Source organism: Streptomyces vastus (assembly GCF_039532825.1).
Taxonomy (GTDB): Bacteria; Actinomycetota; Actinomycetes; order Streptomycetales; family Streptomycetaceae; genus Streptomyces; species Streptomyces vastus.
Genome location: NZ_BAAASJ010000104.1, coordinates 187,486 through 212,856 on the forward strand (window position 1 = coordinate 187,486; position 25,371 = coordinate 212,856).

24 protein-coding genes, 2 pseudogenes and 1 riboswitch are annotated in these 25,371 nt (G+C 69.0%); of the genes and pseudogenes, 18 read left to right on the forward strand and 8 right to left on the reverse strand.

All coding sequences use genetic code 11. From position 1 onward, the window contains the following. Positions 1 to 19: 19 nt before the first annotated feature. Both ABD357_RS33835 and ABD357_RS33840 read right to left on the reverse strand, forming a co-directional pair. Entirely contained in the window at positions 20 to 406 is a 387-nt protein-coding gene (locus ABD357_RS33835) for a hypothetical protein (protein ID WP_344395032.1), read from the reverse strand. Between the two features lie 63 nt (positions 407 to 469). After that, entirely contained in the window at positions 470 to 1,090 is a 621-nt protein-coding gene (locus ABD357_RS33840; RefSeq protein WP_344395034.1) for a TetR/AcrR family transcriptional regulator, read from the reverse strand. Positions 1,091 to 1,197: 107 nt separating this feature from the next. Here ABD357_RS33840 and ABD357_RS33845 point away from each other — a divergent pair, with 107 nt between their 5' ends. The 5 genes and pseudogenes from ABD357_RS33845 (at position 1,198) to ABD357_RS33865 (ending at position 4,815) form a co-directional block, all read left to right on the forward strand. Beyond that, complete coding sequence (locus ABD357_RS33845; RefSeq protein WP_344395036.1) at positions 1,198 to 2,097, forward strand: SCO6745 family protein; 900 nt, start codon at positions 1,198 to 1,200, stop codon at positions 2,095 to 2,097. Positions 2,098 to 2,247: 150 nt separating this feature from the next. Next, a complete protein-coding gene (locus ABD357_RS33850) occupies positions 2,248 to 2,586 on the forward strand; it encodes a hypothetical protein (RefSeq protein WP_425585119.1) in 339 nt (112 codons plus the stop codon). Positions 2,587 to 2,593: 7 nt separating this feature from the next. Beyond that, a pseudogene (locus ABD357_RS33855) lies at positions 2,594 to 3,178 on the forward strand (HNH endonuclease family protein); the annotation flags it as partial. A 63-nt stretch (positions 3,179 to 3,241) separates the two neighbouring features. Continuing rightward, on the forward strand, positions 3,242 to 4,012 hold the full coding sequence (locus ABD357_RS33860; RefSeq protein WP_344395037.1) for an HNH endonuclease family protein: 771 nt from the start codon (positions 3,242 to 3,244) through the stop codon (positions 4,010 to 4,012). 71 nt (positions 4,013 to 4,083) lie between these two features. Continuing rightward, positions 4,084 to 4,815, forward strand: coding sequence for a hypothetical protein (locus ABD357_RS33865; RefSeq protein WP_344395038.1), 732 nt, complete (start codon positions 4,084 to 4,086; stop codon positions 4,813 to 4,815). A 6-nt stretch (positions 4,816 to 4,821) separates the two neighbouring features. Here ABD357_RS33865 and ABD357_RS33870 read toward each other — a convergent pair whose 3' ends face one another. The 4 genes from ABD357_RS33870 to ABD357_RS33885 are packed head-to-tail and all read right to left on the reverse strand — an operon-like array spanning position 4,822 to position 10,749. Then, complete coding sequence (locus tag ABD357_RS33870) at positions 4,822 to 5,328, reverse strand: hypothetical protein (RefSeq protein WP_344395039.1); 507 nt, start codon at positions 5,326 to 5,328, stop codon at positions 4,822 to 4,824. Next, a complete protein-coding gene (locus tag ABD357_RS33875) occupies positions 5,325 to 7,460 on the reverse strand; it encodes a hypothetical protein (RefSeq protein ID WP_344395040.1) in 2,136 nt (711 codons plus the stop codon). The genes ABD357_RS33870 and ABD357_RS33875 overlap by 4 nt, the downstream gene beginning before the upstream one ends. After that, entirely contained in the window at positions 7,457 to 9,268 is a 1,812-nt protein-coding gene (locus ABD357_RS33880; RefSeq protein WP_344395041.1) for a hypothetical protein, read from the reverse strand. Before ABD357_RS33880 ends, ABD357_RS33875 begins: the two co-directional genes overlap by 4 nt. Next, positions 9,265 to 10,749 carry a tyrosine-type recombinase/integrase gene (locus ABD357_RS33885; RefSeq protein WP_344395042.1) on the reverse strand — a complete coding sequence of 495 codons (1,485 nt, stop codon included), beginning with the start codon at positions 10,747 to 10,749 and terminating at the stop codon, positions 9,265 to 9,267. The genes ABD357_RS33880 and ABD357_RS33885 overlap by 4 nt, the downstream gene beginning before the upstream one ends. A gap of 84 nt (positions 10,750 to 10,833) precedes the next feature. On the opposite strand from ABD357_RS33885, the pseudogene ABD357_RS33890 reads away from it, so the two are divergent. From ABD357_RS33890 to ABD357_RS33945, 12 genes and pseudogenes are all read left to right on the forward strand, one after another. Next, a pseudogene (locus ABD357_RS33890) lies at positions 10,834 to 11,097 on the forward strand (HNH endonuclease family protein); the annotation flags it as partial. A gap of 122 nt (positions 11,098 to 11,219) precedes the next feature. Next, positions 11,220 to 11,789, forward strand: a complete 570-nt coding sequence (locus tag ABD357_RS33895; protein WP_344395043.1) for a hypothetical protein — start codon at positions 11,220 to 11,222, stop codon at positions 11,787 to 11,789. Between the two features lie 38 nt (positions 11,790 to 11,827). Next, positions 11,828 to 13,309 carry a serine/threonine-protein kinase gene (locus ABD357_RS33900; RefSeq protein ID WP_344395069.1) on the forward strand — a complete coding sequence of 494 codons (1,482 nt, stop codon included), beginning with the start codon at positions 11,828 to 11,830 and terminating at the stop codon, positions 13,307 to 13,309. Between the two features lie 142 nt (positions 13,310 to 13,451). After that, positions 13,452 to 14,099 (forward strand): SurA N-terminal domain-containing protein, encoded by a 648-nt coding sequence (locus ABD357_RS33905; RefSeq protein WP_344395044.1) that lies wholly within the window; start codon positions 13,452 to 13,454, stop codon positions 14,097 to 14,099. A gap of 58 nt (positions 14,100 to 14,157) precedes the next feature. Further along, positions 14,158 to 15,132, forward strand: a complete 975-nt coding sequence (locus ABD357_RS33910; protein ID WP_425585120.1) for a nucleoside triphosphate pyrophosphohydrolase — start codon at positions 14,158 to 14,160, stop codon at positions 15,130 to 15,132. 85 nt (positions 15,133 to 15,217) lie between these two features. Beyond that, on the forward strand, positions 15,218 to 16,561 hold the full coding sequence (locus tag ABD357_RS33915; protein ID WP_344395046.1) for a cytochrome P450 family protein: 1,344 nt from the start codon (positions 15,218 to 15,220) through the stop codon (positions 16,559 to 16,561). A 214-nt stretch (positions 16,562 to 16,775) separates the two neighbouring features. Then, positions 16,776 to 17,741 carry a transglycosylase family protein gene (locus ABD357_RS33920; RefSeq protein WP_425585122.1) on the forward strand — a complete coding sequence of 322 codons (966 nt, stop codon included), beginning with the start codon at positions 16,776 to 16,778 and terminating at the stop codon, positions 17,739 to 17,741. Between the two features lie 205 nt (positions 17,742 to 17,946). Beyond that, positions 17,947 to 18,115: riboswitch (cyclic di-AMP (ydaO/yuaA leader) on the forward strand. 4 nt (positions 18,116 to 18,119) lie between these two features. Beyond that, positions 18,120 to 18,815, forward strand: coding sequence for a transglycosylase family protein (locus ABD357_RS33925; protein ID WP_344395048.1), 696 nt, complete (start codon positions 18,120 to 18,122; stop codon positions 18,813 to 18,815). Between the two features lie 268 nt (positions 18,816 to 19,083). Next, a complete protein-coding gene (gene eno, locus ABD357_RS33930) occupies positions 19,084 to 20,370 on the forward strand; it encodes a phosphopyruvate hydratase (protein ID WP_344395049.1) in 1,287 nt (428 codons plus the stop codon). A 94-nt stretch (positions 20,371 to 20,464) separates the two neighbouring features. Beyond that, entirely contained in the window at positions 20,465 to 20,941 is a 477-nt protein-coding gene (locus ABD357_RS33935; protein WP_344395050.1) for an FtsB family cell division protein, read from the forward strand. 34 nt (positions 20,942 to 20,975) lie between these two features. After that, positions 20,976 to 21,581: a DUF501 domain-containing protein gene (locus ABD357_RS33940; RefSeq protein ID WP_344395070.1), complete on the forward strand. Its 606-nt coding sequence runs from the start codon at positions 20,976 to 20,978 to the stop codon at positions 21,579 to 21,581. Continuing rightward, on the forward strand, positions 21,578 to 22,531 hold the full coding sequence (locus tag ABD357_RS33945) for a Ppx/GppA phosphatase family protein (protein ID WP_344395051.1): 954 nt from the start codon (positions 21,578 to 21,580) through the stop codon (positions 22,529 to 22,531). Before ABD357_RS33940 ends, ABD357_RS33945 begins: the two co-directional genes overlap by 4 nt. A 36-nt stretch (positions 22,532 to 22,567) precedes the next feature. On the opposite strand, the gene ABD357_RS33950 is transcribed toward ABD357_RS33945, so the two are convergent. After that, the gene (locus ABD357_RS33950; RefSeq protein WP_344395052.1) at positions 22,568 to 22,837 is read right to left on the reverse strand and encodes a type II toxin-antitoxin system RelE family toxin; all 270 of its coding nucleotides are present in this window, start codon (positions 22,835 to 22,837) and stop codon (positions 22,568 to 22,570) included. Continuing rightward, positions 22,834 to 23,106, reverse strand: a complete 273-nt coding sequence (locus tag ABD357_RS33955) for a type II toxin-antitoxin system Phd/YefM family antitoxin (RefSeq protein WP_344395053.1) — start codon at positions 23,104 to 23,106, stop codon at positions 22,834 to 22,836. Before ABD357_RS33955 ends, ABD357_RS33950 begins: the two co-directional genes overlap by 4 nt. 537 nt (positions 23,107 to 23,643) lie before the next feature. Here ABD357_RS33955 and ABD357_RS33960 point away from each other — a divergent pair. Beyond that, the gene (locus tag ABD357_RS33960; RefSeq protein WP_344395054.1) at positions 23,644 to 25,056 is read left to right on the forward strand and encodes an NAD(P)/FAD-dependent oxidoreductase; all 1,413 of its coding nucleotides are present in this window, start codon (positions 23,644 to 23,646) and stop codon (positions 25,054 to 25,056) included. Positions 25,057 to 25,371: the final 315 nt, after the last annotated feature.

Consider the following 25,371-nt stretch of genomic DNA (forward strand, 5'->3'; position numbering starts at 1 on the left):
CTTCCGGTCCAGTCGTGACTCAGTCCTTCCAGTCGAGCTGGGGTTCCGGTACGCCCACCGAGCGGGCGTACTCCTCCACTTCGGCGCGAGCCTTCGCGTCACCGCGCGGGTAGCGGAAGACGCGGTCGGCGAAGACGACGAAGGCCTCGGTCGCGGTGCTGTAGTTGACGTACCAGCCGCCGGTCGGCGCCAGGCAGTTGGCCAGCGCGCCGGCCAGTGGCCCGGCCGCGTCCTGAGGCGCCTGGAAGTCCAGCAGGGTCCACTGCTCGGGCTGGTCGGCCGTCGCGTTGCCGACCGCGATGCGCTGAATCGCCGTGACCTGGAGTGGAACGCCGCTCAACTCGCTGCCGACACGCAGGCTCTCGGCGATCAGGACACCGCTGAGTGTGCGGGGTGGATGGGTCATGCCGGGCTCCTCCTGCTGGCGATGGGCTGTCAATGGGCGAGGTCGGCGACATCAGCGCCTGGGTCAGCCCGACCGCGACTGGAACAGCATCCCCGTCAGCAGGCGGAAGACGTCCTCCGGGTCCTGGTCACCCACCGGGCCGTCCAGGTTGTGGCTGAGCAGGAGCGTCGCGAAGCCGTGGGCCAGGGACCAGGCGGCGACACCGGCGAGGCGGGGGTCTGGGCCACGTCCGGAGGGTGGTACGGCGGCTACCGCCTCGCGCAGGCGCTCGCCCGCGAGGGCTCTGGCCGTCGTGAGTTCCAGGTCGTTCTCGCGGAGCAGCTCAGGCGCGAACATCACCTGGAAGTGCGCCGGGTGCTCGCGCGCGAATCGTACGTAGCGGACGCCGGCGTCGCGCAGGTCCTCGGCCTCCGCGAGCGTGGCCGCCAAGAGCCCGTACCCCTCTGCCGCGATGGCGGTGAGCAGACCCGTGCGGTCCTTGAAGTGATGGGCCGGCGCCGCGTGCGAGACGCCCGCGCGGCGGGCCAGATCGCGAAGGCTCAGGGCGGAGGGGCCCTCGGCGGAGATGACGTCCAGGGCGGCGGCCAGGATCGCGCGGCGCAGGTCGCCGTGGTGGTAGGGGCGGCGGCGGTCCGGCTTCGCGGGGTCTGGCTTGGTGCGGTCCGGCTCGGTGGTGTCGCTCATGGTCAGCAGCGTACGCGGAATCTAGGCATTGACAAGTTCGATGACGGCGGGCAATCTAGTCAGTGTCAAGTTATCGAAGGGGCGAGAACGGGACGAGGGGTTACGCCATGTCTGTGAACGTCGGTACGTCCGTGCGGGATGGCGAGGTCGGGCTCGGCAAGGTGCGCCAGATGTGGCACCTGCTCGAGCCGCTGCACGCCGTGGTCTATTACGCGCCGGAGGTCTTTGAGGAGTCGGCCGCGCTCGGTTTCGGCGTCGAGGAGCGGTGGCCGAGCTACTTTCCGTTGCGGGCGGCCCCGTTGGGCGCGGTCGGGAGTGAGCGGGTGACCTCCGCGTTCTACAGCTTCAGCCCGCGGATGGTCGCCCAGCACATGCACCCGGCATGGGAGATCGCGAGCCCTGGCCGACTGCTCGCGGCACGGGAGCGCGGGATCGACCGGGCGTACGGAGCGATATTCGGCGACCGCATACACAGCCCCGAACTCGCCGTAGCCGCCGCCCTGGCCCGGCGCGCGGCCGAATCCGCGAACACGGCGGGCCGCCCCCTGGCCGCCGCCAACGCCGAGCTGCCCTGGCCGCAGGCCCCGCACCAACAGCTCTGGCACGCGGCGACGATCCTGCGCGAGCACCGAGGCGACGGGCACCTGGCCGCGCTGCTCGTCGCGGGCCTGGATCCGGTCGAGTCCCTCGTCTCGTTCGCGGCGATAGGCGCCGCCTCGGTGGAGCGCTTCGAGAGCCGCGGCTGGCGCTCCGAGGAATGGTCCGCCGCGAGTGAACGGCTCATCGAGCGGGGCCTGTTGAACGCGGACGGCACGGCGACGGAGGCGGGCCGTGCCCTGCGTAAGTCGGTCGAGCAGCACACCGACGAACTCGCGGCCGCGCCCTGGCAGGCGCTGGGCCCGGATGCCGTTGCCCAACTCGCCGACCTGCTGGGTGAGTTCTGGGTTGCCGTGCTGGGCTCGGGGCTGCTGCCTTCAGAGACGACGTTGGGAATCGGGAAGGTGTGATCAGGACCCTCACGCGCGGCGACGCTCCGGGGTGCGCGCCGCCCTGCACTTGGGCCCCGTTACGGCCCGAACTCCCGGTCGCTACCGTGGGGACCAGCGATAACCGCCGGACCAGGGTGGATCCGGGGAGGCAAGGGGAGGGGAGCGCGCGTGACGCTCTGGACGAAGGGTGCCGGTGCTGCTGTCATGCTGCTCGCCGTGGCGGGCTGCACCGTGGACGGCACGGGTTCGGCGGGACCGGACGAACCGGCGGGGTCATCGGCTTCGAGCGGTTCCGGGGAATCGGCCGGCGGCGCAGCCCTCGCCGCCGTCGACTCACTGGCCGTCAAGGGGAGGGCGCCCAGGACGGGATACGACCGTGACAGGTTCGGCAGCCCCTGGGCCGACACCGACTCGAACGGCTGTGGGACCCGCGTTATCTCTATGCTGCGCCGGATGACTGAGGTGTTCGTCCAGCTCATACAGGGTGGGGTGGCCTGTGCTTACTGAGAGGCACATGGGGCACGGGAGTGCAGGGACCGGCGCGCGATTCCGCGGGGTCGCAATCGTGTTGGCGGCCGCTACGGTTCTCGTCTCCGGGTGTGACGGCATTGGAGGAGGTGACTCCTCGACGGGAGCGGGGCCGTCCGCATCGGACGGACGGGCGGTCAGTCCGCTGAAGAACCCCGACGGTACGAAGACGGGGCTCGCGCCCCTGACGGCGGACGCGGACAAGGAGACGGCCCGAAAGCTCATTGAGGAGCTGTCAACGAAGGGGAGAGGGCCAAAGACCGGCTATGCCCGGGACGAATTCGGCTACGCCTGGATGGACACGGCCGACGGGGTGCCGCTGGCGAGGAACGGGTGTGACACTCGGAACGATCTCATCCGGCGCGACGGTCAGAACCTGCACTTTCGCAGTGGTTCCGACTGCGTGGTCGTCGCCATGACGTTGCAGGATCCGTACACCGGCACGACCATCGAGTGGCGCAAGCAGAAGGCCGCCGAGGTACAGATAGACCATGTGGTGCCGTTGTCGTACAGCTGGCAGATGGGCTCGTCACGGTGGCCGGAGAGCAAGCGCAAGCAGCTTGCGAACGACCTTATGTTGGCGGTGTAGGTGTCTCACGGTGATGTGTCTCAGAGGCGGGGTGGCCGCGTGTCCATGCGGTGTCTCACGAGCGGCGGCGTGCTGCATGGCGGCGCTGTGGTGGTTGTCGGGATGGTCCTGGCGGGCTGTACGGGAGGCGGGCTCTCGGGCGAGAGCGGTTCATCAGGCGGCGGCTCGTCAGCATCCGCCAAGTACGGAACCAGCCCCTTGGTCGACCCCGACGGAACGAAGCCGGGGCTGGCCCCGATCTCGTCCGAGAAGGATGAGGCGACAGCACGTGAGTTGATTTCCAAGCTGCCGACCAAGGGCCGGGGGCCGAAGACCGGATACGACCGGGACGAATTCGGCTACGCGTGGATGGACACGGCGGACGGTGTGCCGCTGGCCAGGAACGGCTGTGACACGCGGAACGACTTGCTGGAACTGCACGGGCAGAACGTCCGGTTCCGCACCGGTTCCGACTGCGTGGTCGTCTCGATGGACCTGTACGACCCGTACACCGGCAAGGACATCGTCTGGAAGAAGGCGAAGGCCGCTGAGGTGCAGATAGATCACGTGGTGCCGTTGTCGTACGCCTGGCAGATGGGCGCCGCACGCTGGAGCAAGGAGAAGCGGCAGCAGCTGGCCAACGACGTGCTGAACCTTCTGCCGGTATCGGGTTCCGCGAACTCCGCCAAGCGTGACTCCGGTCCGGCGTCCTGGCTGCCGCCCAACAAGGCGATCCGGTGCTCGTACTCGGTGCGGTTCGCGCAGGTGGCGGAGAAATACGAACTGTCTGTGACAGTGGCGGACAAGCAGGCGATGATGAGGCAGTGCGGCGGGTGACCCGGCAGCCGTAAGCGCCGGTCGTAGCGGGACGGTCGCTCACGCGGGGTCCTTTCAACGCTGGGGGTGTCGTGACGGAGACGGATGTCGACTACGAGGGCGCCATCGCGTACGCGCGCAAGCATCTGGCTTCCCTTGGGGTTACGTCCGAGGGAGGCAATCTCGCCAATGCGGCGGCCATGGGGATCACCCAATTGGTCTGGCGAAACGGACCCATCGAGGATGCGCACGCGGGGGCCAGAGGTCGGCGCAACGGTCTGCATGATGGCGTCATGTTCGCGCGCAACACGTGGGTCTACCACCAGGCGTTGGAAGCGGTGCAGAGCGATCACAAGTACGCCCTGCTCCGGTTCGAGAAGCGGATTCTTGACAGAGAGCTCGTCTGGCCGGGCACGTCAGGCACCCTGACGCAGTTCGGATACGGCGCGCTTGGCGAGATCAAGAAGCACGCCAAGAAGCGCATCGACTACTTGATGTTCCTCCAAGAGGAGTTTCAACCCGAGGAGTTCATGCTCCTGGCGTCGATCCACGGCTTCGGAGCGTCCGACCATTTCGGAATGCCTGGCTGGGAACCTCGCGTCCGTGCAGCCATCGAGCGTATCCGTGGGGATGATCCCGATTTCGTAGAGCGCCTCAGGGCCGTGTATGACATCGACTTCGGCGAGATCCTGAAGAAGGCCCCCGCTGTCGTCCACGACGATCTGCCCGAGGTTGAGCGAACTCTTCTCAACGCACCGTACGAGCTGGGGGCCGAAGCGCTGGACTGGTTCGCGTGGAATCCGGTCCTCGACCGAAGCGCCTGAGCGAGATCAGCCCAGTGGGTCTCGCTGCAGCGGGCTGACGATGCTGCGTGGTGTCGTTGACAGGGCTTGCCGCAGTTTGTGCGCGTCCGCCTCCAACTCGGCGTTCCTGAGAGCGAGGATCTGGATCTGGTTCGCGTACGCCGTGACAGTGGCTCGCAGCTCCCGGATCTCAGACGCCTTCTCCCGGCGGAGCTTTGCTTCGGACTGCTTCAGGCCTGCGATCTCCTGCCTGAGTTCGTCGGTCTCGGGGCGCCGGGCATCACCAGAACCGAGGATTTCCTTGACGACCTTCGAGACGGGAGAGCGGTAGTACGAGGCACGGGAGACGCCGGCCTCGGCGCAGATGTTCACCGCCGACGTGCGGCCGTCAGTGATCTGCGGGCGGCCGAGCATGAGCTGCTCGAAAGCGCGAATGAGCTTGTGGTCGATGTCGGTCAGGCCGGGGTTCTCCCGGGCCAGGCGGGCGAAGGCCGCGCGAACGGTTTGAAGCGTCTCGTCCGTGGAGTCAGTCATCGGCGGGTGTCCTCGGGGTCGATTTCGGCGATCAGGTGGGTGAGCGTTGCCAGGTGCTCGGTGATGGCGAGTTGCTGGAGTCGCGGGAGGCCGGCTGCCTCACCCAGTTCGGCTTGTGCCATGTCGTGCGCCCGTTCCAGGCGGGGCTGATGGACGGCGGAGCGCCGTGAGTTGGGGCAGCGCATGCACATGTCGAGCATGGGGACGGGGCGCCCCAAGGGCTTGGCGCGCTTGCGGCACACCGCCGTCTCCGTCTGGTAGAAGCAGTCGTTGAGTACGCCTGGGTGCAGGGTCTTCGTCAGGTGGTGCAGCAGCGTCCGGAGCCGGGAGGGGCTGGCCACGGCACCGGGCAGGTCGCCGAGTTCGCTGCGGATGCGGTCGAACTCGGCCTCGATGCGCTGGGCGGCGCCGCCCGCGGAGCGTCCGCCTTCGTTCCAGTCGTGGTAGAGGTCCTCCACGTAGTCGAGTTTGGCCACGGCCTCCTCGGCGGCGACCTCGTCGGCGAAGCCGGAGGCGGAGGTGCCCGCGTATCCCTCGAACATGGTGATCGCGGCGTGCTTGTACTGGCGGGCGCCCGCGACCACTCCGAAGGGCTGGTGGGCGATGTGCCAGGCGAGGGTGCGCCGGAACTGCCTGGTGTCAAAGGCCCAGGGAAGCGCCGTGGGCGTCGGCGCGTCTTCTTCGGCTTCGTCTTCCTTGTCCGGGGAGTGCCCGTTCGGGGACGCCGTCGTCAGCGGGATGTAGAGCTCGCCCGCCGTGCTGAAAAGCTCGTTGAGGTGGTCGCGGAAGGCTCGGATGCGCCGGGGCACGTTGGTGAGGAGTACGTATCCGTTGCGGCCGCCGCCGTCGTAGCCGAAGAGGTGGCCGGGGTCGTCGTTGATCTCCCTGAGGACGGCGACGGCCTGGTGCACGACCTGGAGGACCACCCACTCGGCCTCGTCCCCGCTGAGCTTGCGGTCCTTCCCCTTGTAGACCCGGCCACGGAGTTTGTACCGGGGACGCCCCTCGGCCCCGGTCTCGGTGGCGGCGCAGTCGCGCCCCAGCTCACGTACTTCCACGTCCCGCATCCCCGACAGATAGGCGATGACGATCCAGCACGCCGTTCGCAGGAATGACAGCTCGCTGGCCAACGTGTGGGGACTGAGTCGCGGGCGCCACGGCCTGCCGGAGGCCGACCACTCGGACATCGGGGTGTCCAAGCCACCTTCCTCATAGCCGATGTCCTTGCCAGCTTCGGCCATCAGCGGCCGTAGATGTGCGGCGTTGCCGCAGCCGGTCAGGAGGGAGACGAGGCTGTGGTTCGGGCTCTGCGGTACGCCGTCGACGGTGACGGCGTCGGGCACGGTGTGCGCGGTTTCGCGGGGGAGCGCGGGGATGCCCCGGCCGGCCGCGCGGCGTTCGGCGATGAAAGCCGTGACTCGTTCGCGCGCCTGACCAGCACCGAGATTCTGGCCCTTGCGTGCTGCTTCGAGCGTGGCGACCTCCTGCTGAGCGGCAAGGATGTCGCCGCTGGCTGTTTCCACGTAGAAGACCGCAGCCCGCAGCAGCGGCGCGATGACCTCCTCGGGAATGCGTGGGGTGGCGTTCTCTCCCTTGACCCGACGCACCCCGACGACGGCGTAGGCGCTGCGGCCGTTCCAGGGCAGGACGTTCAGCCGGTCCTGGGACAGGAACGGCCCGTGGGCCGCCAGGTGCTTGAGCAGCGTGACGTTACGGACGGCATTGTCCGGGCTGGGCTTCCACCTCGTCAGCACGGCGTCCAGGTGAGTGCGGCCGACGGCGGACAATCGTGGGGCACCCACCTCCCGCAGGTCTTTCATCACGGCGATGAAGACGCGCAGCTCTCCGGCCGCCGCCGTGGCCTTCATGGGGCCGAGGCCCAGGGAGCCCCGGTGGAGGCGGGAGGCGACGTACTCCTTCGCTGTGCGCCGTGTCGTCGGATCGCCGATCTGCGTGAAGTCGAGCCGCCACGTCCGCCAGGTGCGGGGCAGCACGCACCGCAGATCCCACACGTCCTCGGTCAGGAGCGGACCCCGGCTCGGCAGGCCTCGCGTGAGCCGCTCCGGGAGCACGTACTCCGAGGCCGAGGACAGGCCGTGATCACCGGTCCGCGGCTTGGGGACGGCAGTCATGCGATGACCTCCAGGAACGACGGGGGCAGCAGCAGGCGATCGCCGCCGCCCTCGGCGATGGCCTGCGCCGTGGTGATCTGGCGCGTGCTGAAGCGGGCGCGGACCCCGTGGACGATGCGATCCCACGAGAGACCGAACCGCGCGGTCCACTCAGCGGCCGGATACTCCTTGCGCTGTCGCTCCAGGAAGTCCAGGAAGGACAGCAGACTCGGCAGGTGGCGGCTGGTGAACACCGCGTTCGGGCATTCCAGGCACCCCCAGGCCGGAACCGGGCAGGCCGCCCCGGGCTTGCGCGCGAACGGCGAGGCGAAGAAGTCGCGGCAGGAGGCGAGCCATACGTCCTGCTCGCCGGAGAGCGCCGAATCGATCTCCCGCGCGGTCAGTGCGGCCTGGCCAGCGTCGAGTCGGTCGCCGTTGTCCGACAGCACCACCGGTGGGGCCAGCGCCACACCCAGCGCCTGTGTAAGGCCCGCCTCCACGGCCTGGTCGTGGGTCTCTTCGTGGGCGCCGATGTCCGCATAGTGCTTCGCGGCGACCGGCCGGGTGTGGCCGGAGGCGAAGTCCTCAAGAACTCCGCCGGTCCGCAGATACTGACGGGACTTGACGGTCTTGCGTACCCGCCGCAGGTCGAGGGCGACTGGAGCGCCGTCGCGGTCGGCGAGGCGGTCGAGTCCATGCTCGGACATCCACCGCCGGGTCACGGCCGACCAGCCCTGGGGACCGCCGTCGAAAGGCGCACGAGCTCGTCCATGGCCACCGACGTCGCACCACAGCGCGTCGCTGCCGATCAGCTCACGGGTGCGTTTCGTCAAGCGCAGGGCCAGCCGGATCACGCCGCCGGGGAAGCGCAGCGAGCCGCCGTCGGCGACCCTGACCGTCTTGTGCGTAGAACCCGGGGCGCGCTTCTTGACATAGGCGATGCTGACGTAGCCGCGTGCCGGACTCGCCAGGCAGTCGGAGCGCAGCTGCCGGATGCACTCGGGTTCCATCCCGGTCTGGCAGGCGAGCAGGAGCAGGAAGGGCACCAGATCCCTTGCGGTGAAGTGGAGGCGACCGTTGAGTTCCTCTCTTCCGCCCCAGGGGCGCAGGATCTTGTACGAGGCGTCGTCGGCGGTCAGCGGGCCGTGGTGTGCGATGTACCAGAGGACGTTCTCCAGCCGGTCCCACCCGTGTTGGCGCGGGTCGCGGCCCGTAGCTGCCAGCTTCTCGCCCTCCAGGATTCGGTCGCGGATGCGGGCGACGTCGTCCCGGGCGGCGGTCTCCAACGCGTCGAGCACCGGGAACGGATACGCGTCGAGAGGCTTCGACGCCCGGTGAGCCGACGCCGATGTGAAGCCCAGACGGGCGTGAAAGGCGGCCCCGAAGGCATCGGGGTGCGCCTCGTGCACCGTCTTCAGCAACCGCACGAGGTACGTCATGGTGAGGTACGGCTCCTTGCTCTTCTCGCCGTACTGAGCGATCAGACGCGTCTCGAACGCGTCCAGGAGGTCGGGGTCCAGGTCACTCAGACGCAGGTCGGCGGCCGAGTCGGGCAGGGCGGTGGCGGTGAACTCGACGAATTCCCGGATGCGTTTGACGACATAGCGGACGCCACTGCGGTCGCGCAGGGTGCCGGGAGCGCTGACGACTTCGGCGAGAGCGGCGGCGAGGGCCCGGGTGAGACGGGGACACGGGAGCCCTGACAGATCGATGGTCTCGGGACTCCCGTTGAGATCCACGGTGAAGATCACGGGGCCGACCGTCGGCACGGGCTCAGCCGCGGCAGGGCTCTCGACAGCAGTGGGGAAGCGGACGCGGCGCGGGCTCACTGATCCTCCTCCGCATCCGCGTGGATCCGCTCGAAGGCGGCGGCCTGCTCGTCCCAGTCGCCGAGCGCCGCGAGCACGATCTCCTGGGCCTCGTCCAGGACGTCGAGGTACGTGTAGACGGTCGTCTCGTGGCGATGGCCGAGCAGGAGCTGGAGCTTGCGCAGAGGATTGCCGATGAGTAGGCGCTTCACCTCCGCGTGGGTGAACCGGCGGTCCTCGCGCATGCCGAGTGCCCGGACGGTCTGCCGCAGCAGGAGGCCGAGCATGTGCACCGCGAACGTGTGCCGCAGGGTGTGCGGGTGGACGTCGAATTCGAGCCCGAAGGCGGCACACCGCTCGTTCGCACGCTGGAAGACCGACTGCCAGGTACTGCGCCGCAGCGGCAGCCCATTCTCCCCGAGCCACAGACACAGGGGGCCGACCACGCTTCCCCGGCCGTCGACCTGGACGAGCCGTGCCCGGTCCGCCGCACCGATGCGCGAGTACGACCAGCTCGTTCCGTTCTCGACCAACAGCGCGTGCCGGCTCGCCCGGCGCACCGGCAGCCGCTCCGCAGCCGCTTCGTACACGCCTTGGACACGCCGCCGCTGCACCAGCTCGTCACGCTCCATACCGATGTAGTGATGCAGGTCGCGGGCCACCCGGGGACGTACATACACCGTGCGTGCCCTGCCGCGCTTTGTCACTGCGGCCGAGACGGTGATGTCGCCGATCAGCCGTCTGCCAGTCACCGGTGGCAGCTCCGTCGTCAGCAGGCTCGCGACCTCACCCAGCCGCATGCCGGTGCAGACCAGGAGGTCGGCGAAGAGGGCGTTGCGCTCGCCGTTGCGCCCGCGCCACCTGACATCCGGGGAGCCGTCCGGCAGCAACCCCCGCAGCCCGACGTCCCGCCAGAGCATGAAGTCCTCGTGCGACAGGAACCGGATCGGCTGCCGGGGCACCTCGGGCTCGGCGTCGGCGTTGACCCGTACGCGCTTCGGTCCCTGCGGCGACACCACGGTCTTGTCGACGTACCGGAACGGTTCGGCCGACAACAACTCCTCGTACAGCGACCACTGCACCCACTTGTCGAGTGCGGCGACGGACCGGTTCCAGGTCGCCACCGAGATGGTGCCCGGTCCGTCGCCGTGCAGCCGTACGGCTTTGTAGGCCCGAAGATCGGAACCGTCCGTGTCCCAGATGGACTTGCCGCCCCGGGACTCGTGGAGGAACCGGCAATAGAGCATGACGTCGGTGCTGTAGGCGACGCGGCTGTTCTCCGATCGCACGCCCCAGTTCTCCAGATCACGCAAGAAGCGGTTCAGGTGGTGGTCGTAGCTGCCGTCCGGCCCGAGGATGAAGGGTCTGCCCTCGTCGGCACCGGCTCGCCGAAGGACCGAGTGCCCGTCGAAGGGAAGTGAGTCGATGGCCGGTGCCCCGAGCGCTGTCCGGTGCAACAACACCGGCGTCCCGGAACCGGCATCCGCTTCTTCTGGCGCCATCGCGTGCAAGCCACCCTCCCCGTGAGACAAGCTGTACGCACACATAACGGAGAGGTTGGTGAGACAGTTACGGGTGCCGACATAAACGACCCGCTCAACCTCATCGCTGTCGACGCGGGCGCCAACCGCAGCAAGAGTGACGGTGACACGGCGACCTGGCTTCCGCCCAACAAGGCGTACCGCTGCACGTACGTGGCAGGGCAGGTGGCGGTGAAGAAGAAGTACGGGCTGTGGGTCACGGAGGCCGAGAAGGCCGCCATGGAGCGGGTGTTGTCCGGTTGCCCCGGGCAGAAGCTCCCCTCGGGAGGGAACCCGACAACGGCGCCGGAACGGTTCCACGCGAACTGAGTAGCCCCGTAGGCGCTCGGCGTTACAACGGTTCGGCACAAGCAGGGACCGTTGTCCTTGTCGGCCTATACGCTCGTCTCCACACTCGTACGTCTGCTGGCATCAGGTCTTCAGGAGCATCCATGCACGGCCACGGCTACGCGCCGCCACCGCCGCGTCGACCTTCGACGGGGGCGGTGGTTACGCTGCGCGTGATCCTCGTGGCGGTGCCCCTGATGACCTGCGGGTTCCTCGGCTGGCCGGCGACGCTGCGGGCCGCCCTGGTGACCCGCCGACAGCGCGAGTGGTGGGCCTTCGGAGCCTCGCTCGCGATCTGGACCTTCGCCATCGCGCTCATGAGCACCGACAACACCGACGACTTCAGCAGCCCGAACGGCACCCTGGGCCTGGTCCTCATGATGCTGAGCGGCGTAGCCTGCGCCATCTACTTCCTGATCGTGGACATCCACCACTACGGGCAGCCCATGGTCATGGGCAACGTGCCGCCCCAGCAGACGACCCTCTACGGCTACCAGCAGGCGCCGCCCGCCCCCCAGCCGTATGCCGGCACACCCGTCCCGCAGCCTCCCCAGCCCCAGTCGTCACCCGTCCCGCCGCCCCCGCAGCGCCCCGCGCCCGTCCGGATCGATCAGGTGCGCGCCGAGCTCGACGAGCTGAGTGACTACCTCCGCAAGCACGAGGACGACAGGTGACCGTGGCGTCGGGACGCGTGATCACCGGCCGCTACGAACTGTCCACGCTCATCGGCCAGGGCGGCATGGGCCAGGTGTGGACGGCATACGACCAGCGCCTGGACCGGCGCGTCGCGGTCAAGCTGCTGCGGCCCGACAAGGTCGCGGGCCAGGAAGCCGACGAGCTGCGCCGCCGTTTCGTACGCGAGTGCCGCGTCACCGCCCAGGTCGACCACCCCGGCCTGGTCACCGTCCACGACGCGGGCACCGAGGGCGAGGAGCTGTTCCTCGTCATGCAGTACGTCGACGGGGCCGACCTCTCCGGCCACCTCGCCGAGCACACTCCGTACCCCTGGCAGTGGGCCGTCGCGGTCGCCGCCCAGTTGTGCGCCGTACTGTCCGCGGTGCACGCCGTGCCGATCGTGCACCGCGACCTGAAGCCCCGCAATGTGATGGTCAAGCAGGACGGCACGGTCACCGTCCTCGACCTCGGTGTCGCCTCCGTCATGGACACGGACACGACCCGCCTCACCCACACCGGCTCACCTGTCGGCAGCCCCGCCTACATGGCGCCCGAGCAGGCGATGGGCGGCGCCGTCGGCCCGTACACCGACCTGTACGCGCTGGGCGTGCTGCTGCACGAACTGCTCAGCGGCGATGTGCCGTTCTCGGGCTCCACCGCCCTCGGCGTGCTCCACCGCCACCTCTACGAACCGCCCGTTCCGGTACGCCAACTGCGCCCCGAAGTCCCCGAGCCGCTCGAAGCCCTCGTCCTGCGCCTGCTCTCCAAGGACCCGCAGCACCGCCCGGCCTCCGCGCAGGACACCTACGAGCAACTGCTCCCGATGCTCCCCGCGCGCGGAATCCCGAGCGGCGGCCCGCTCGACCCGGCGCGCCCCTTCCTGCGCCCGCACGCTCCCTGGCCCGACCGGGCCCGCACCCCCGCGGCCCAGCCGCAGGCCACCCCCGCCGTGGAGAAACCCGATGTCGCGCGCGCCGTCGACGAGGTCAAGCAGCTCCTCGGCGAGGGCCGTATCACGCAGGCCGTCGACATCCTCGGCTCGATCCTCCCGGCCGCGGCCGAGCAGCACGGCGAGCACTCGCCCGTCGTCCGCACCCTGCGCAAGCAGTACGCGGCCACGCTGATGGACGACGGCCAGTTCCGCCGCGCCCTGCCCGAGCTGCGCCGCCTGGCCGACGAACGCGCCAAGGAGGCGGGCCAGGCCGACCCGCAGTCCCTGCGCTTCCGCTACGAGGCCGCCCAGTGCCTCGAACAGCTCGGCGAACCCGCCGCCGCGCTCGCGGAGTACCGGTCCCTGCTGCCCTACTACGAGAACCAGTACGTGGCCGGCGACCCCGAGCTCTCCTACGACGTACGCCGCCGCATCGGCCACCTCCTCCTCGCCCTCGGCGACCGGGGAGCCGCCCACGAAACGCTGGCCCGGCTGCTCCTCGACGTGGAGCGCCTCCAGGGGCCGGCGCAGCCGATGGCGGTGGAGATCCGGCGGACGCTGCAATGGCTGGGCCAAGTGCGCGGTTAGTGAGGCCGGAGGGACTTCGGGGCAGTACGGAACTCTTGGCGAATCGTTGGGTCGAATGGGTGGCCGAGAGCCGGTCCCCTGCCTACCATCGATCACCGCAAGACTTTGTGCACCGCCGCACAAGCTCCCACTGGAGGTCTCCTTGCACCGCCGCCGTCGCACCGCGCTCCTCCTCGCCGCCGCACTCGCCACCGCGGCGCCTCTCCTCACCGCCTGCGGAGACGAGGCGCATCCCGGTGCCGCGGCCGTCGTCGGCGACGACCGGATCACGGTCTCCCAACTGGAGAACCGGGTGAAGGAGGTGCGTACCGCGCAGCGGGCCGCCATCGCGGACGACGCCCAGTACGAACAGGCCATCGCCCAGTCCGGCAGCCTCACCCGCGAGATCCTCAACAACATGGTCCTCGACCGTGTACTGCACCGCGCCGCCCAGGACGCCGGCGTGACCGTCTCCCGCAAGGAGGTCACGAAGGTCCGGGCCGACCTCGAGGACAAGCCGGGCGGTGTCGAGGCGCTGGAGAGGGACTGGCTGCAGACGTACGGCATCCCGCCGGAGCGGATCGACGAGAATCTCCGCCTCCAGTTCGAGGCCCAGAAACTCGCCGCTCAGCTGGGCACCGACACCAGCGGGCCCGCGTTCTGGAAGGCCCTGTCCGACGCCTCCAAGAAGCTCGACGTCGACCTGAACCCGCGCTACGGCACCTGGGACCCCGCGAAGAACAGCCGCGTCGAGGCCGAGGTGCCGTGGCTGCGCCAGGTCACGCAGGCGGGCAGCCAGGAGACGGCGTAACCGCTGTCCGCGTCTTCCGGGTCTTCCGCGTCTGCGGCCTGACCTTGTTGTCGGTGGCGTGGGTTACGTTCGAGGGGTGAACGCATCCAGCCCGGGGCGCATCGTCCTGCTCACCACCAGCCACCGCGTCGCGCCCGGACTCCTGTCCTGGCCCGCCTGGCAGGCTCTGCACGACGCCGACCGCGTCCTGTGCGCGGACGGCGCCCACCCCCAGCTGCCGTATCTGCGCGAGGCCGGCGTCAAGGTCGACGAGGCAGCCCCGACCGCCGAGGAACTCGTCGACGCCTGCGCCGGCGGCCACACGGTGACCGTGGTCGCCACAGGCGAGGGCGAGCCCCAACTGACCGACGGACTCGCCCGCCTGGCCGGCACCGGCCGTGTCCAGATGCCCGACCTGGAACTGCTCCCCGCCTCGTACGACCTCCCCGGCGCCCGCCTCCTCGACCTCGTCCAGGTCATGGACCGCATCCGAGCCGAATGCCCCTGGTCGTCCCGGCAGACCCACAAGGGACTCGCGAAATACGGCATCGAGGAGGCGTACGAACTCGTCGAGGCGATCGAGGAGGGCGACCGCCACGAGCTGCGGGAGGAACTGGGCGATGTCCTGCTCCAAGTCGTCTTCCATGCCCGGATAGCGGAGGAGGATGAGGATGAGCCCTTCTCCATAGACGACGTGGCGGGCACCATCGTCACCAAGCTCGTCCACCGCCACCCCCACGTCTTCGGCGACGAAACCGCCACGACGCCCGAAGAGGTCAAGGCCCACTGGCTGCGCACCAAGGCGGCGGAGAAGCAGCGCACGTCCGTGACGGAGGGCGTGCCCCTGGGCCAGCCCGGCCTGGCCCTGGCAGCAAAGCTGGCATCCCGCGTACGCACAGCGGGACTTGAGGTGCCGATACCGCAGGGCGAGGGCGTCGGCTACGAACTCCTGGCGATGGCGGCACGCGCCGAGGCGGACGGGGTGGACCCGGAGGCGGCGCTGCGGGCTGCCGCGCGGGCTTATCGGGATGCGATACGGGCGACGGAGGGCTGACGCGGCTGTGTGGCCGGGGCTGCTGGGACTGAGGTAGCTCCACCGTGGAGATACGTCGGCCAGGGCGGCGGCTACGGTCAAAGGCATGCACGACCAGCCGCCTGCTCAGAGCGCCGCCCTCGCCGGCCCGCCCCCCGAACTCTTCACCTGGGAGTTCGCCACCGACCCCTACCCGGCGTACGCCTGGCTGCGTGAGCACGCCCCCGTGCACAAGACCCGACTCCCGAGTGGAGTAGAGGCCTGGCTGGTCACCCGGTACGCGGATGCCAAGCAGGCCCTCGCTGATCAGCGGCTCAGCAAGAACCCCGCTCACCACGACGAACCCGCCCATGCCAAGGGCAAGACGGGTATCCCCGGTGAGCGCAAGGCCGAGTTGATGACTCATCTGCTCAATATCGATCCGCCGGATCACACACGGCTCCGGCGGCTGGTGGCCAAGGCGTTCACCCCGCGCCGCGTGGCCGAATTCGCGCCGCGCGTACAGGAGCTGGCCGACCAGCTCATCGATCAGTTCGCGGACAGGGGCGGCGCCGATCTCATTCACGAGTTCGCCTTCCCGCTCCCCATCTACGCGATCTGCGATCTGCTCGGCGTCCCCCGCGAGGACCAGGACGACTTCCGGGACTGGGCGGGGATGATGATCCGGCACGGGGGAGGACCGCGCGGCGGCGTGGCCCGCTCGGTGAAAAAGATGCGTGGCTATCTCGCCGAGCTCATCCACCGCAAGCGTGAAGCGCTCCCCGACGAAGCCACCCCCGGTGAAGACCTCATCTCCGGACTCATCCGCGCCTCCGACCACGGCGAGCACCTCACCGAGAACGAGGCCGCCGCCATGGCCTTTATCTTGCTGTTCGCCGGATTTGAGACCACAGTGAATTTGGTGGGTAACGGGGTCTATGCGCTGCTCACGCACCCCGAGCAGCGGCATCGGCTGCAGAAGTCCCTGGCAGCCGGAGAAACGGGCCTCCTCGAAACCGGCGTAGAGGAACTCCTCCGGTACGACGGCCCCGTGGAGCTGGCCACCTGGCGGTTTGCGACGGAGGCGGTCACCATCGGCGGGCAGCACATCGCCGTCGGCGATCCCGTACTCGTCGTACTCGCCGCCGCCGACCGTGACCCCGAGCGGTTCGACGACCCCGACACCCTCGACCTCGGCAGACGCGACAACCAGCACCTCGGTTATGGGCACGGCATCCACTACTGCCTCGGCGCACCCCTCGCCCGGCTGGAGGGCCGGACCGCACTCGCGACGCTCCTCTCCCGCCTCCCCGATCTGCAACTCGCGGTGGATTCGGCGGACCTGCGGTGGCGCGGGGGACTCATCATGCGCGGCCTGCGGACCTTGCCCGTCAGCTTCACCCCCTCTTCAGCCGGTCTCAGTGCCGGCGGAGCCCGACTGAGAACTGACGAACCCCCAGCTCAAAGCTGACGAACCCTCAAGTCCGTGATCTTCACGTGATCTGCGCTACATCTACTGGTGACAAGTGATCGGGTCCCACTAGGTTCACGCGAAAGTAGATCTCAGCAGTCCCACTGATCACACCCATGTCACACACTGTCGCGCGAAAGGCAATCGCATGCTCTCCGGGAACGGTCGACACCGTCGCCCCCGTCAGGCGCCGGCTCTCTTTGTGGCGGCAGGGGTGACCGGATCGGCCATCGCGATCCCCCTCCTCGCGGCGAGCGGCGCGAGTGCCGCCAGTGGTGCGACCTGGGACGCGGTCGCGGAGTGCGAGAGCGGCGGCTCATGGAGCGCCAACTCCGGCAACGGGGAGTACGGCGGCCTCCAGGTGACCCAGGAGGAGTGGGAGCAGTACGGCGGTCTCGACTACGCGATGAGGGCCGACCTGGCCAGTCGCTCCCAGCAGATTGCCGTCGCCGAGAAGATCCTCGCCGACAAGGGGACGAGCCCCTGGGCGACCTGTGGACTGGTCGCGGGCCTGACGCAGAACTCCGGCTCGGCCGACGTTGACACGGGCCTGGCGCAGGACTCGCCCACGCCTACCCCCACTTCGCCCACCGAGGCGGACTCCGGATCGGGCTCCGATTCGGGGCAGACGTCAAGTGACGACCCCGTAAAGGGTGATTCATCCGGTAGTTCCGACTCGTCCGATACATCCGCTGATTCGGGATCATCCGGTACGTCCGGGTCGTCCACCGGTACCTCGCAGGATTCCGGCGGCGACTCCACCGCCGAATCACCGAGCCCCGACAGCTCGCCCAGCCCGCCCACGGGCGCGACGAATGAGGGCGACTCGGGTAATTCCGGCCAGAACGCCGACTCTTCGAGCGGCGAGAGTGAGAGTACGAACACAGATGAGGGCACCGGCCGCCATCGCGGTGGCGGCGCCGAAGAGGATGCCGATGCCTCCCGTACGGACGACTCCGGCGGTCGGCATGCCTCGCGTGCGGGCGGCGGCTCACGCGATGCGGCGGGCGTCGCGGACGGCTCGTACACCGTCCGTTCCGGAGACAGCCTCTCGGCAATCGCCGACTCCCTTGGCCTCCAAGGCGGATGGCCCGAGTTGTACTCCGCGAACAAGCGCACTGTCGGCGCCGACCCGGACCTCATCCTCCCCGGTCAGCGCCTTGAACTCGGCACGGACTGAGAGGTGTGCAAGGTGCCGAACCGGGCCAAAAGTGGCGGCAGTTCGGGCTGGATGTCCGGTTTGGTGAAAGTGAGACATGGATCTCAAAGGCCCTGATCGTCTTTGAAATTCGGCGGATCGCATGTTTACGGTCGTGACCGCTCGCCACAGCGGGCCCCGACGGATGTCACGCCGAATCCTGCCAACGTCCGTACGGGAACAGTCGTCGCGTAAAGCGCCGTAGGCAGGAGCGGGGGACCCAAGGTAAGTGCCGGGCCCGGTCGTCGAGACCAGGTGCGGCTTGGGGTGAAGTCGTGCGGAGCGATCCGCACGGCCGGGCAACTCACCAGGCCCGAACCCGACAGCTCACCTCGTAGGCGTCGGTGAGGGGATCTCTTCATGCTGCTTTCCGGCAAGGGCAAGCACCGTCGCCCGTCCAAGACCACCCGCATAGCCGCGCTCGCCGGTGTCACCGGTGCCGCCATCGCCGCCCCGCTGATGGTGTCGGGTACGGCCTCCGCCGCCACCGCCTCCGAGTGGGACGCCGTCGCCCAGTGCGAGTCGGGCGGCAACTGGTCCATCAACACCGGCAACGGCTACTACGGCGGCCTGCAGTTCTCCGCCTCCACCTGGGCCGGCTACGGCGGCACGAAGTACGCCGCCACCGCCGACCAGGCCTCCAAGGCCCAGCAGATCGAGATCGCCGAGAAGGTCCTCGCGGGCCAGGGCAAGGGTGCCTGGCCGGTCTGCGGCAAGGGTCTGTCGAGCGCCGCGTACACCGGCGGCGGCTCCTCGGACTCCGGTGCCGCTCAGGAGAACACCCAGCAGTCCCAGCAGCAGAGCGCCCCGGCCCAGGAGGAGCGCGCCTCCCGCTCCGCGGACCGCCCGGCTGCCAAGAAGACCGTCACCACCCCGACCGGCAAGAAGGTCAAGAAGGGTGACGGCGAGTACAAGGTCGTCAAGGGTGACACCCTCAGCGAGATCGCCACGGAGAACGACGTCAAGGGCGGCTGGCAGAAGCTGTTCAAGCTGAACGACGACATCGTCGACAACGCGGACGTCATCTACCCGGGCCAGCAGCTGCACCTCAGCTGAACTGAGCCCCGGCTCAGCTGAAGCCCGGCCCCCAGAGCGGCTGAGGCTGAGCCCCCAGCAGTCCCGCCCCGGTGCGTGTTCCCCCGTACGCACTGGGGCGGGACTTTTTGTTCCGTTCGGAAACAATTTACTCTCGGTTCGGTCCATGAGAGGGGCGGACGGCTGGCCGATCGCCCGGAGCCGGTTAGGCTCGTCCTCGCGGAGCCGCCGCGGCTTCGCGCTGTGCGGGCCCAGCGGCCCGCGTAACCGCGTCACATCCCAGAAGGAGATGCTCGTGCCGTCCATCGACGTCGTCGTAGCCCGGGAAATCCTGGACTCCCGAGGCAATCCCACGGTCGAGGTCGAGGTCGGCCTCGACGACGGCAGCACGGGTCGTGCCGCCGTTCCGTCCGGCGCCTCCACGGGCGCCTTCGAGGCTGTCGAACTCCGTGACGGAGACGCCAACCGCTACCTCGGCAAGGGTGTCGAGAAGGCGGTCCTCGCCGTCATCGAGCAGCTCGGCCCGGAGCTCGTCGGTTACGACGCCACCGAGCAGCGGCTGATCGACCAGGCCATGATCGACCTGGACGCCACCGACAACAAGGGCTCGCTCGGCGCCAACGCCATCCTCGGCGTCTCCCTCGCCGTCGCGCACGCCGCCTCCGAGGCCAGCGACCTCCCGCTGTTCCGTTACCTGGGCGGGCCGAACGCGCACCTGCTGCCCGTACCGATGATGAACATCCTGAACGGCGGCTCGCACGCCGACTCGAATGTGGACATCCAGGAGTTCATGATCGCCCCCATCGGCGCGGAGTCCTTCTCCGAGGCACTGCGCTGGGGCGCCGAGGTCTACCACACCCTCAAGAAGGTGCTGAAGACCAAGGGCCTGTCCACCGGCCTCGGCGACGAGGGCGGCTTCGCCCCGAACCTCGAGTCCAACCGCGCCGCCCTCGACCTCATCATCGAGGCCATCAAGGAGGCCGGCTACCAGCCCGGCGAGCAGGTCGCCCTCGCGCTCGACGTCGCCGCCTCCGAGTTCTACAAGGACGGCTCGTACCTCTTCGAGGGCAAGTCGCGCTCGGCCGCCGAGATGACGGAGTACTACGAGGAACTCGTCGCCTCGTACCCGCTCGTCTCCATCGAGGACCCGCTGTTCGAGGACGACTGGGCCGGCTGGAAGGTCATCACCGACAAGATCGGCGACAAGGTCCAGATCGTCGGCGACGACCTCTTCGTCACCAACCCGGAGCGCCTCGCCCGCGGTATCGAGGAGGGCTCCGCCAACGCCCTGCTGGTCAAGGTCAACCAGATCGGCTCGCTGACCGAGACCCTGGACGCCGTCGAGATGGCCCAGCGCAACGGCTTCAAGTGCATGATGTCCCACCGCTCCGGCGAGACCGAGGACGTCACCATCGCCGACCTCGCCGTCGCGGTGAACTGCGGCCAGATCAAGACCGGCGCCCCGGCCCGCTCGGACCGCGTCGCCAAGTACAACCAGCTGCTGCGCATCGAGGAGATCCTCGACGACGCCGCGGTGTACGCGGGCCGTTCGGCGTTCCCCCGCTTCAAGGGCTGACCTACACCTGTAGGCACTTCCTTGCCCACGTCCCCGTATGCGGTCCCGTACCGTGTGCGGGGACGTACGCGTGTATGAAGGGGAGGCGGGTGACATGGCCGGGAAGGACCGGGACCGGTTCTCCACCGCGACCAGGCTGCGGCTGCTCGGCGAGCAGACGGCGGCGCGCGTCTACCGCTCCCAGACCAGGCGCCAGGCCCGCCGCTCCCGGCTGACCGGCCGGGCCGCGCTCCTCGCCCTCGTCCTGTGCACCCTCGTCGTCGCCCTCGCATATCCGACCCGGCAGTACGTCTCCCAGCGCGCCGAGATCGCCGAACTCCAGCAGGAGCGGGAGCAGGCCCGTGCGCGGGTCGAGCAGCTGCGCGACCTCAAGGCACGCTGGCAGGACGACGCGTACGCCGAGCAGCGGATCCGCGAGCGCCTGCACTACGTGAAGCCGGGCGAGACCGGCTACATCGTGATCGATCCGAACGCGGCGAAGAAATCGCGTACGACGCAAGGGGCGGCCGCCCGCCCCTGGTACGCCAATGTCTGGGACGGGGTCGACAAGGCCGACCGCGCCGACCAGTGAATGCTGAATGCTGAATGCGATGAGAAAGACAGCCATGGACACGCCCCCGCCTCCAACTCCGCGAACCGAGCCCACCGACGCGGACGTCGAGGCCTTCAAACAGCAGCTCGGGCGCCCGCCGCGAGGTCTGCGCGCGATCGCGCACCGTTGCCCGTGCGGTCAGCCCGACGTGGTCGAGACGGCGCCGCGGCTGCCGGACGGTACGCCGTTCCCGACGACGTACTACCTGACGTGCCCCCGGGCCGCCTCCGCGATCGGCACCCTCGAGGCGAACGGCGTCATGAAGGAGATGACGGAGCGGCTGGCCGCCGACCCCGACCTGGCCGCCGCGTACCGCGCCGCCCACGAGGACTACCTCGCCCGCCGCGACGCCATCGAGGTCCTGGAGGGCTTCCCCAGCGCGGGCGGCATGCCGGACCGGGTGAAGTGCCTGCACGTGCTCGTGGCCCACTCCCTGGCCGCGGGCCCCGGAGTGAACCCGCTGGGCGACGAGGCGCTCGCGATGCTGCCCGAGTGGTGGTGGAAGGGGCCGTGCGTGCTGCCGTCCCAGTCCCAGGAGGACATCGTGAAGCTCGGCGCCAGCGGAGGCGGGTTCTTCAGCACTGAGGAAACCGAGGAAGAGGAAGGTGGCAAGAAGTGACACGCGTCGCCGCCGTCGACTGCGGTACGAACTCCATCCGCCTCCTCGTAGCCGACGCGGACCCTGCGACGGGCGAACTCGTCGACCTGGACCGGCGGATGACCATCGTCCGGCTCGGCCAGGGCGTCGACCGGACGGGCCGCCTCGCGCCCGAGGCGCTGGAGCGGACCTTCGCCGCCTGCAAGGAGTACGCGGCGATCATCAAGGAACACGGAGCGGAGCGTGTCCGTTTCGTGGCGACCTCCGCCTCCCGGGACGCCGAGAACCGCGACGAGTTCGTACGCGGCGTCCTGGACATCCTGGGCGTCGAGCCCGAGGTCATCACCGGTGACAAGGAGGCGGAGTTCTCCTTCACGGGCGCGACCAAGGAGCTGAGCGGCCGGGCGGACCTCGCCAAGCCCTACCTGGTCGTGGACATCGGCGGCGGCTCCACCGAGTTCGTCGTCGGCGACGACCACGTACGCGGTGCACGCTCGGTCGACATCGGCTGTGTACGCATGACGGAACGCCACCTCGTGCACGACTCGGTGGTCGCCGATCCGCCGACTCCCGCTCAGATCAGCGCCATTCGCGCCGACATCGAGGCGGCCCTCGACCTCGTCGAGCAGAGCGTGCCCCTGCGCGAGGCCCGCACCCTGGTCGGCCTTGCGGGTTCTGTCACCACGGTGTCGGCGATCGCGCAGAACCTCCCGGCGTACGACCCGGCCGCCATCCACCACTCCCGGGTCCCGTACGCCCGCGTCCGCGAGATCACCGAGTCCCTCCTGAGCTCCACCCACGCCGAGCGCGCCGCGATCCCCTCCATGCACCCGGGCCGCGTGGACGTCATCGGCGCAGGCGCCCTCGTACTCCTCTCGATCATGGAGCGGATCGGGGCGGAGGAGGTCGTCGTGAGTGAGCACGACATCCTGGACGGCATCGGGTGGTCTTTGGCACTCGACCCGCGTTGAGAGACGGACCCGGGGACCGTACGGCGGTGGGGGGCGCTACAGGTTGCGGTAGGCGTCCCGCCGGTCGCCCACTTTGACGACGAGGATGACGAGTTCACCGTCGTTGATCTGGTAGGCGACCCGGTAGCTTCCGACCCGGAGCCGGTAGAGCCCCGACGGGCCGGTGAGCTTCTTGATGTCGGCGTCCTCGCGGTACGGGTCGTCGCCGAGCGCGGTCAGTGCGGTCAGGACGCGCATGGCGTCCTGCCGACTGATGGCCCGAAGCTGCCGCTGTGCCGCCGTGGTGAACCGGAAGGCGTATTTCACGCCGCCTCGTCGTCATGCTCGGTGAACAGATCCGCCAGCAGTTCGGCCATCGTCACGGTGGGGCCGCCTTTGGCCAGGACCGCTTCCGCTTCGCGCGCCAACATCACGTCGGCCGCTTCCTCCAGTGCTTCGAAGTCCGCGATCGGAACGACGGCCGCCACCGGAGCGCCGTTGCGCGTGATGACCGTCGGAATGCCTTCCTCGGCCCGGTTGATGTGGTCGGCGAGATGGGCGCGGGCTTCCCGAACGGTCGCAGTGTTCTCTGTCATGGGTCTAGTGTACTCATTTTCGTGTACACGGGAGTGGGTCTGGGGAATGGCGATCGTGCGCAATCCTCGACGGCATCGCTTGGAAGGCCGCAGAGGGTCTTCAGTAGGCCGCCAAGCTACCCGTGGGTAGCCTCTCCTGAGCAGTTTCGGTAACGTATGAGCGCGTCCGAGGGGTCCCGGAAAGCCTCTCGGAAACGTCTCGCCTAGAAAGTTCGTGAACTTCTTCACAAGGAAATCGGCCCTGCTGGGGGAGGTTTTTGACGTCCGAGGCGGGCTGGGAGCCGTGTGGGGTTCCGAAGCGCGTCCGCGAGGGCGTTGCCGGGGTGCGGGGAGGCGGGGAAGCGAGCGACTGGTTCAGCGCTGACGCAGGCCCAAAGAGCAGCTCACGCGGTGTTGACAACACCCCAAAGCGCATCATGGTCCCCCCGCTGAGGCAGGGGGCGGGGAAGGCGGGCCGGGCAGTGTAGCAGAGGGTGCGACCGAGCTTGTGAAGGGGCGCACGAGCTACCCCCCTGAAGCGGGTGGATACTCGATGGCATGAGCACCACGGAGCGTCCCAGGATCCTCGTAGTAGGCGGTGGGTACGTAGGCCTGTACGCAGCTCGGCGCATTCTGAAGAAGATGCGCTACGGCGAGGCGACCGTCACGGTCGTCGACCCCCGGTCGTACATGACCTACCAGCCCTTCCTCCCCGAAGCCGCCGCCGGCAGCATTTCGCCGCGGCACGTCGTCGTCCCGCTGCGACGCGTGCTGCCCAAGGCGGAAGTTCTGACCGGCCGGGTCACCACCATCGACCAGGACCGCAAGGTCGCCACGATCGCCCCCCTCGTGGGCGAGGCGTACGAGCTGCCTTTCGACTACCTCGTCATCGCGATGGGCGCGGTCTCCCGCACCTTCCCGATCCCCGGCCTTGCCGAGCAGGGCATCGGCATGAAGGGCATCGAGGAGGCCATCGGCCTGCGCAACCACGTGCTTGAGCAGCTCGACAAGGCGGACTCCACGAACGACGAAGAGGTCCGCCGCAAGGCGCTCACCTTCGTCTTCGTCGGCGGTGGCTTCGCCGGTGCCGAGACCATCGGCGAGGTCGAGGACATGGCCCGCGACGCGGCCAAGTACTACACCAACGTGTCCCGTGAGGACATGCGGTTCATCCTCGTCGACGCCGCGGACAAGATCCTCCCCGAGGTCGGCCCGAAGCTCGGCGCGTACGGCAAGGAGCACCTGGAGTCCCGCGGGGTCGAGGTGTACCTGTCGACCTCCATGGACTCCTGCGTCGACGGCCACGTCGTGCTGAAGAACGGCCTCGAGGTCGACTCCAGCACGATCGTCTGGACGGCCGGCGTCAAGCCGAACCCGGTCCTCTCCCGCTTCGGTCTGCCGCTCGGCCCGCGCGGTCACGTCGACACCCAGGCGACCCTCCAGGTCCAGGGCACCGACTACATCTGGGCCGCCGGCGACAACGCCCAGGTGCCGGACGTCGCCGCCCGCAAGGCCGGCGTCGAGAACGCCTGGTGCCCGCCGAACGCCCAGCACGCGCTGCGTCAGGCGCGGGTCCTCGGCGACAACGTGATCTCCGGTATACGGGGCTTCCCGCAGAAGGAGTACGCGCACGCCAACAAGGGCGCGGTGGCCGGGCTCGGCCTCCACAAGGGCGTCGCAATGATCGTCATGGGCAAGATGAAGATCAAGCTCAAGGGGCGGCTCGCCTGGTACATGCACCGCAGCTATCACGGCTTTGCGATGCCGACGTGGAACCGCAAGATCCGGGTCTTCGCCGACTGGACGCTCGCGGTGTTCCTCAAGCGTGAGGTCGTCTCGCTCGGAGCCATCGAGACTCCGCGCGAGGAGTTCTACGAGGCGGCCAAGCCGGCGCCCAAGGTGGCCCAGTCCGCCGAGGCCCAGCTCCCGCCGACCCGTGCCAAGTCGGAGGAGAAGGCCAAGGCCTCCTGACCTCCGGTCACTGCTCGACCCGAAGGGGCTCCCTGCCATCCGTGGTGCGGGGGGCTCCTTCGGCGTTTTCTCGCCCCCGCCGCCCTTACTCGTCCCAACCCGGGGCCGGCCCCGGGGCCCCGCTGGGGGCTGCGTCCCCAGACCCCCATCGGCCTGGCGGCCTCGTCCTCAAACTCCCCCAGCTACCGCTGGGAGGTGCCCCCAGACGGGCTGATTGATGCCGGCCCGGGCTGACAAGGTGAAGTTAGCCCCTCCGGCGATTGAGGAGCGGGGGTTCGGGGGCTGGCCCCCGACCCCGAAACGGGGTCCGGGGCG

Excerpts from the sequence above, each read along its gene's own strand:
- ABD357_RS33955 (WP_344395053.1), bottom strand. The coding sequence starts at position 23,106 with ATGACAGAGAACACTGCGACCGTTCGGGAAGCCCGCGCCCATCTCGCC.
- ABD357_RS33960 (WP_344395054.1), top strand. The coding sequence starts at position 23,644 with ATGAGCACCACGGAGCGTCCCAGGATCCTCGTAGTAGGCGGTGGGTAC.
- ABD357_RS33875 (WP_344395040.1), bottom strand. The coding sequence starts at position 7,460 with ATGACTGCCGTCCCCAAGCCGCGGACCGGTGATCACGGCCTGTCCTCG.
- ABD357_RS33925 (WP_344395048.1), top strand. The coding sequence starts at position 18,120 with ATGCTGCTTTCCGGCAAGGGCAAGCACCGTCGCCCGTCCAAGACCACC.
- ABD357_RS33845 (WP_344395036.1), top strand. The coding sequence starts at position 1,198 with ATGTCTGTGAACGTCGGTACGTCCGTGCGGGATGGCGAGGTCGGGCTC.
- ABD357_RS33870 (WP_344395039.1), bottom strand. The coding sequence starts at position 5,328 with ATGACTGACTCCACGGACGAGACGCTTCAAACCGTTCGCGCGGCCTTC.
- ABD357_RS33860 (WP_344395037.1), top strand. The coding sequence starts at position 3,242 with ATGCGGTGTCTCACGAGCGGCGGCGTGCTGCATGGCGGCGCTGTGGTG.
- ABD357_RS33895 (WP_344395043.1), top strand. The coding sequence starts at position 11,220 with ATGCACGGCCACGGCTACGCGCCGCCACCGCCGCGTCGACCTTCGACG.
- ABD357_RS33885 (WP_344395042.1), bottom strand. The coding sequence starts at position 10,749 with ATGGCGCCAGAAGAAGCGGATGCCGGTTCCGGGACGCCGGTGTTGTTG.
- eno (WP_344395049.1), top strand. The coding sequence starts at position 19,084 with ATGCTCGTGCCGTCCATCGACGTCGTCGTAGCCCGGGAAATCCTGGAC.
- ABD357_RS33935 (WP_344395050.1), top strand. The coding sequence starts at position 20,465 with ATGGCCGGGAAGGACCGGGACCGGTTCTCCACCGCGACCAGGCTGCGG.
- ABD357_RS33915 (WP_344395046.1), top strand. The coding sequence starts at position 15,218 with ATGCACGACCAGCCGCCTGCTCAGAGCGCCGCCCTCGCCGGCCCGCCC.
- ABD357_RS33835 (WP_344395032.1), bottom strand. The coding sequence starts at position 406 with ATGACCCATCCACCCCGCACACTCAGCGGTGTCCTGATCGCCGAGAGC.
- ABD357_RS33940 (WP_344395070.1), top strand. The coding sequence starts at position 20,976 with ATGGACACGCCCCCGCCTCCAACTCCGCGAACCGAGCCCACCGACGCG.
- ABD357_RS33840 (WP_344395034.1), bottom strand. The coding sequence starts at position 1,090 with ATGAGCGACACCACCGAGCCGGACCGCACCAAGCCAGACCCCGCGAAG.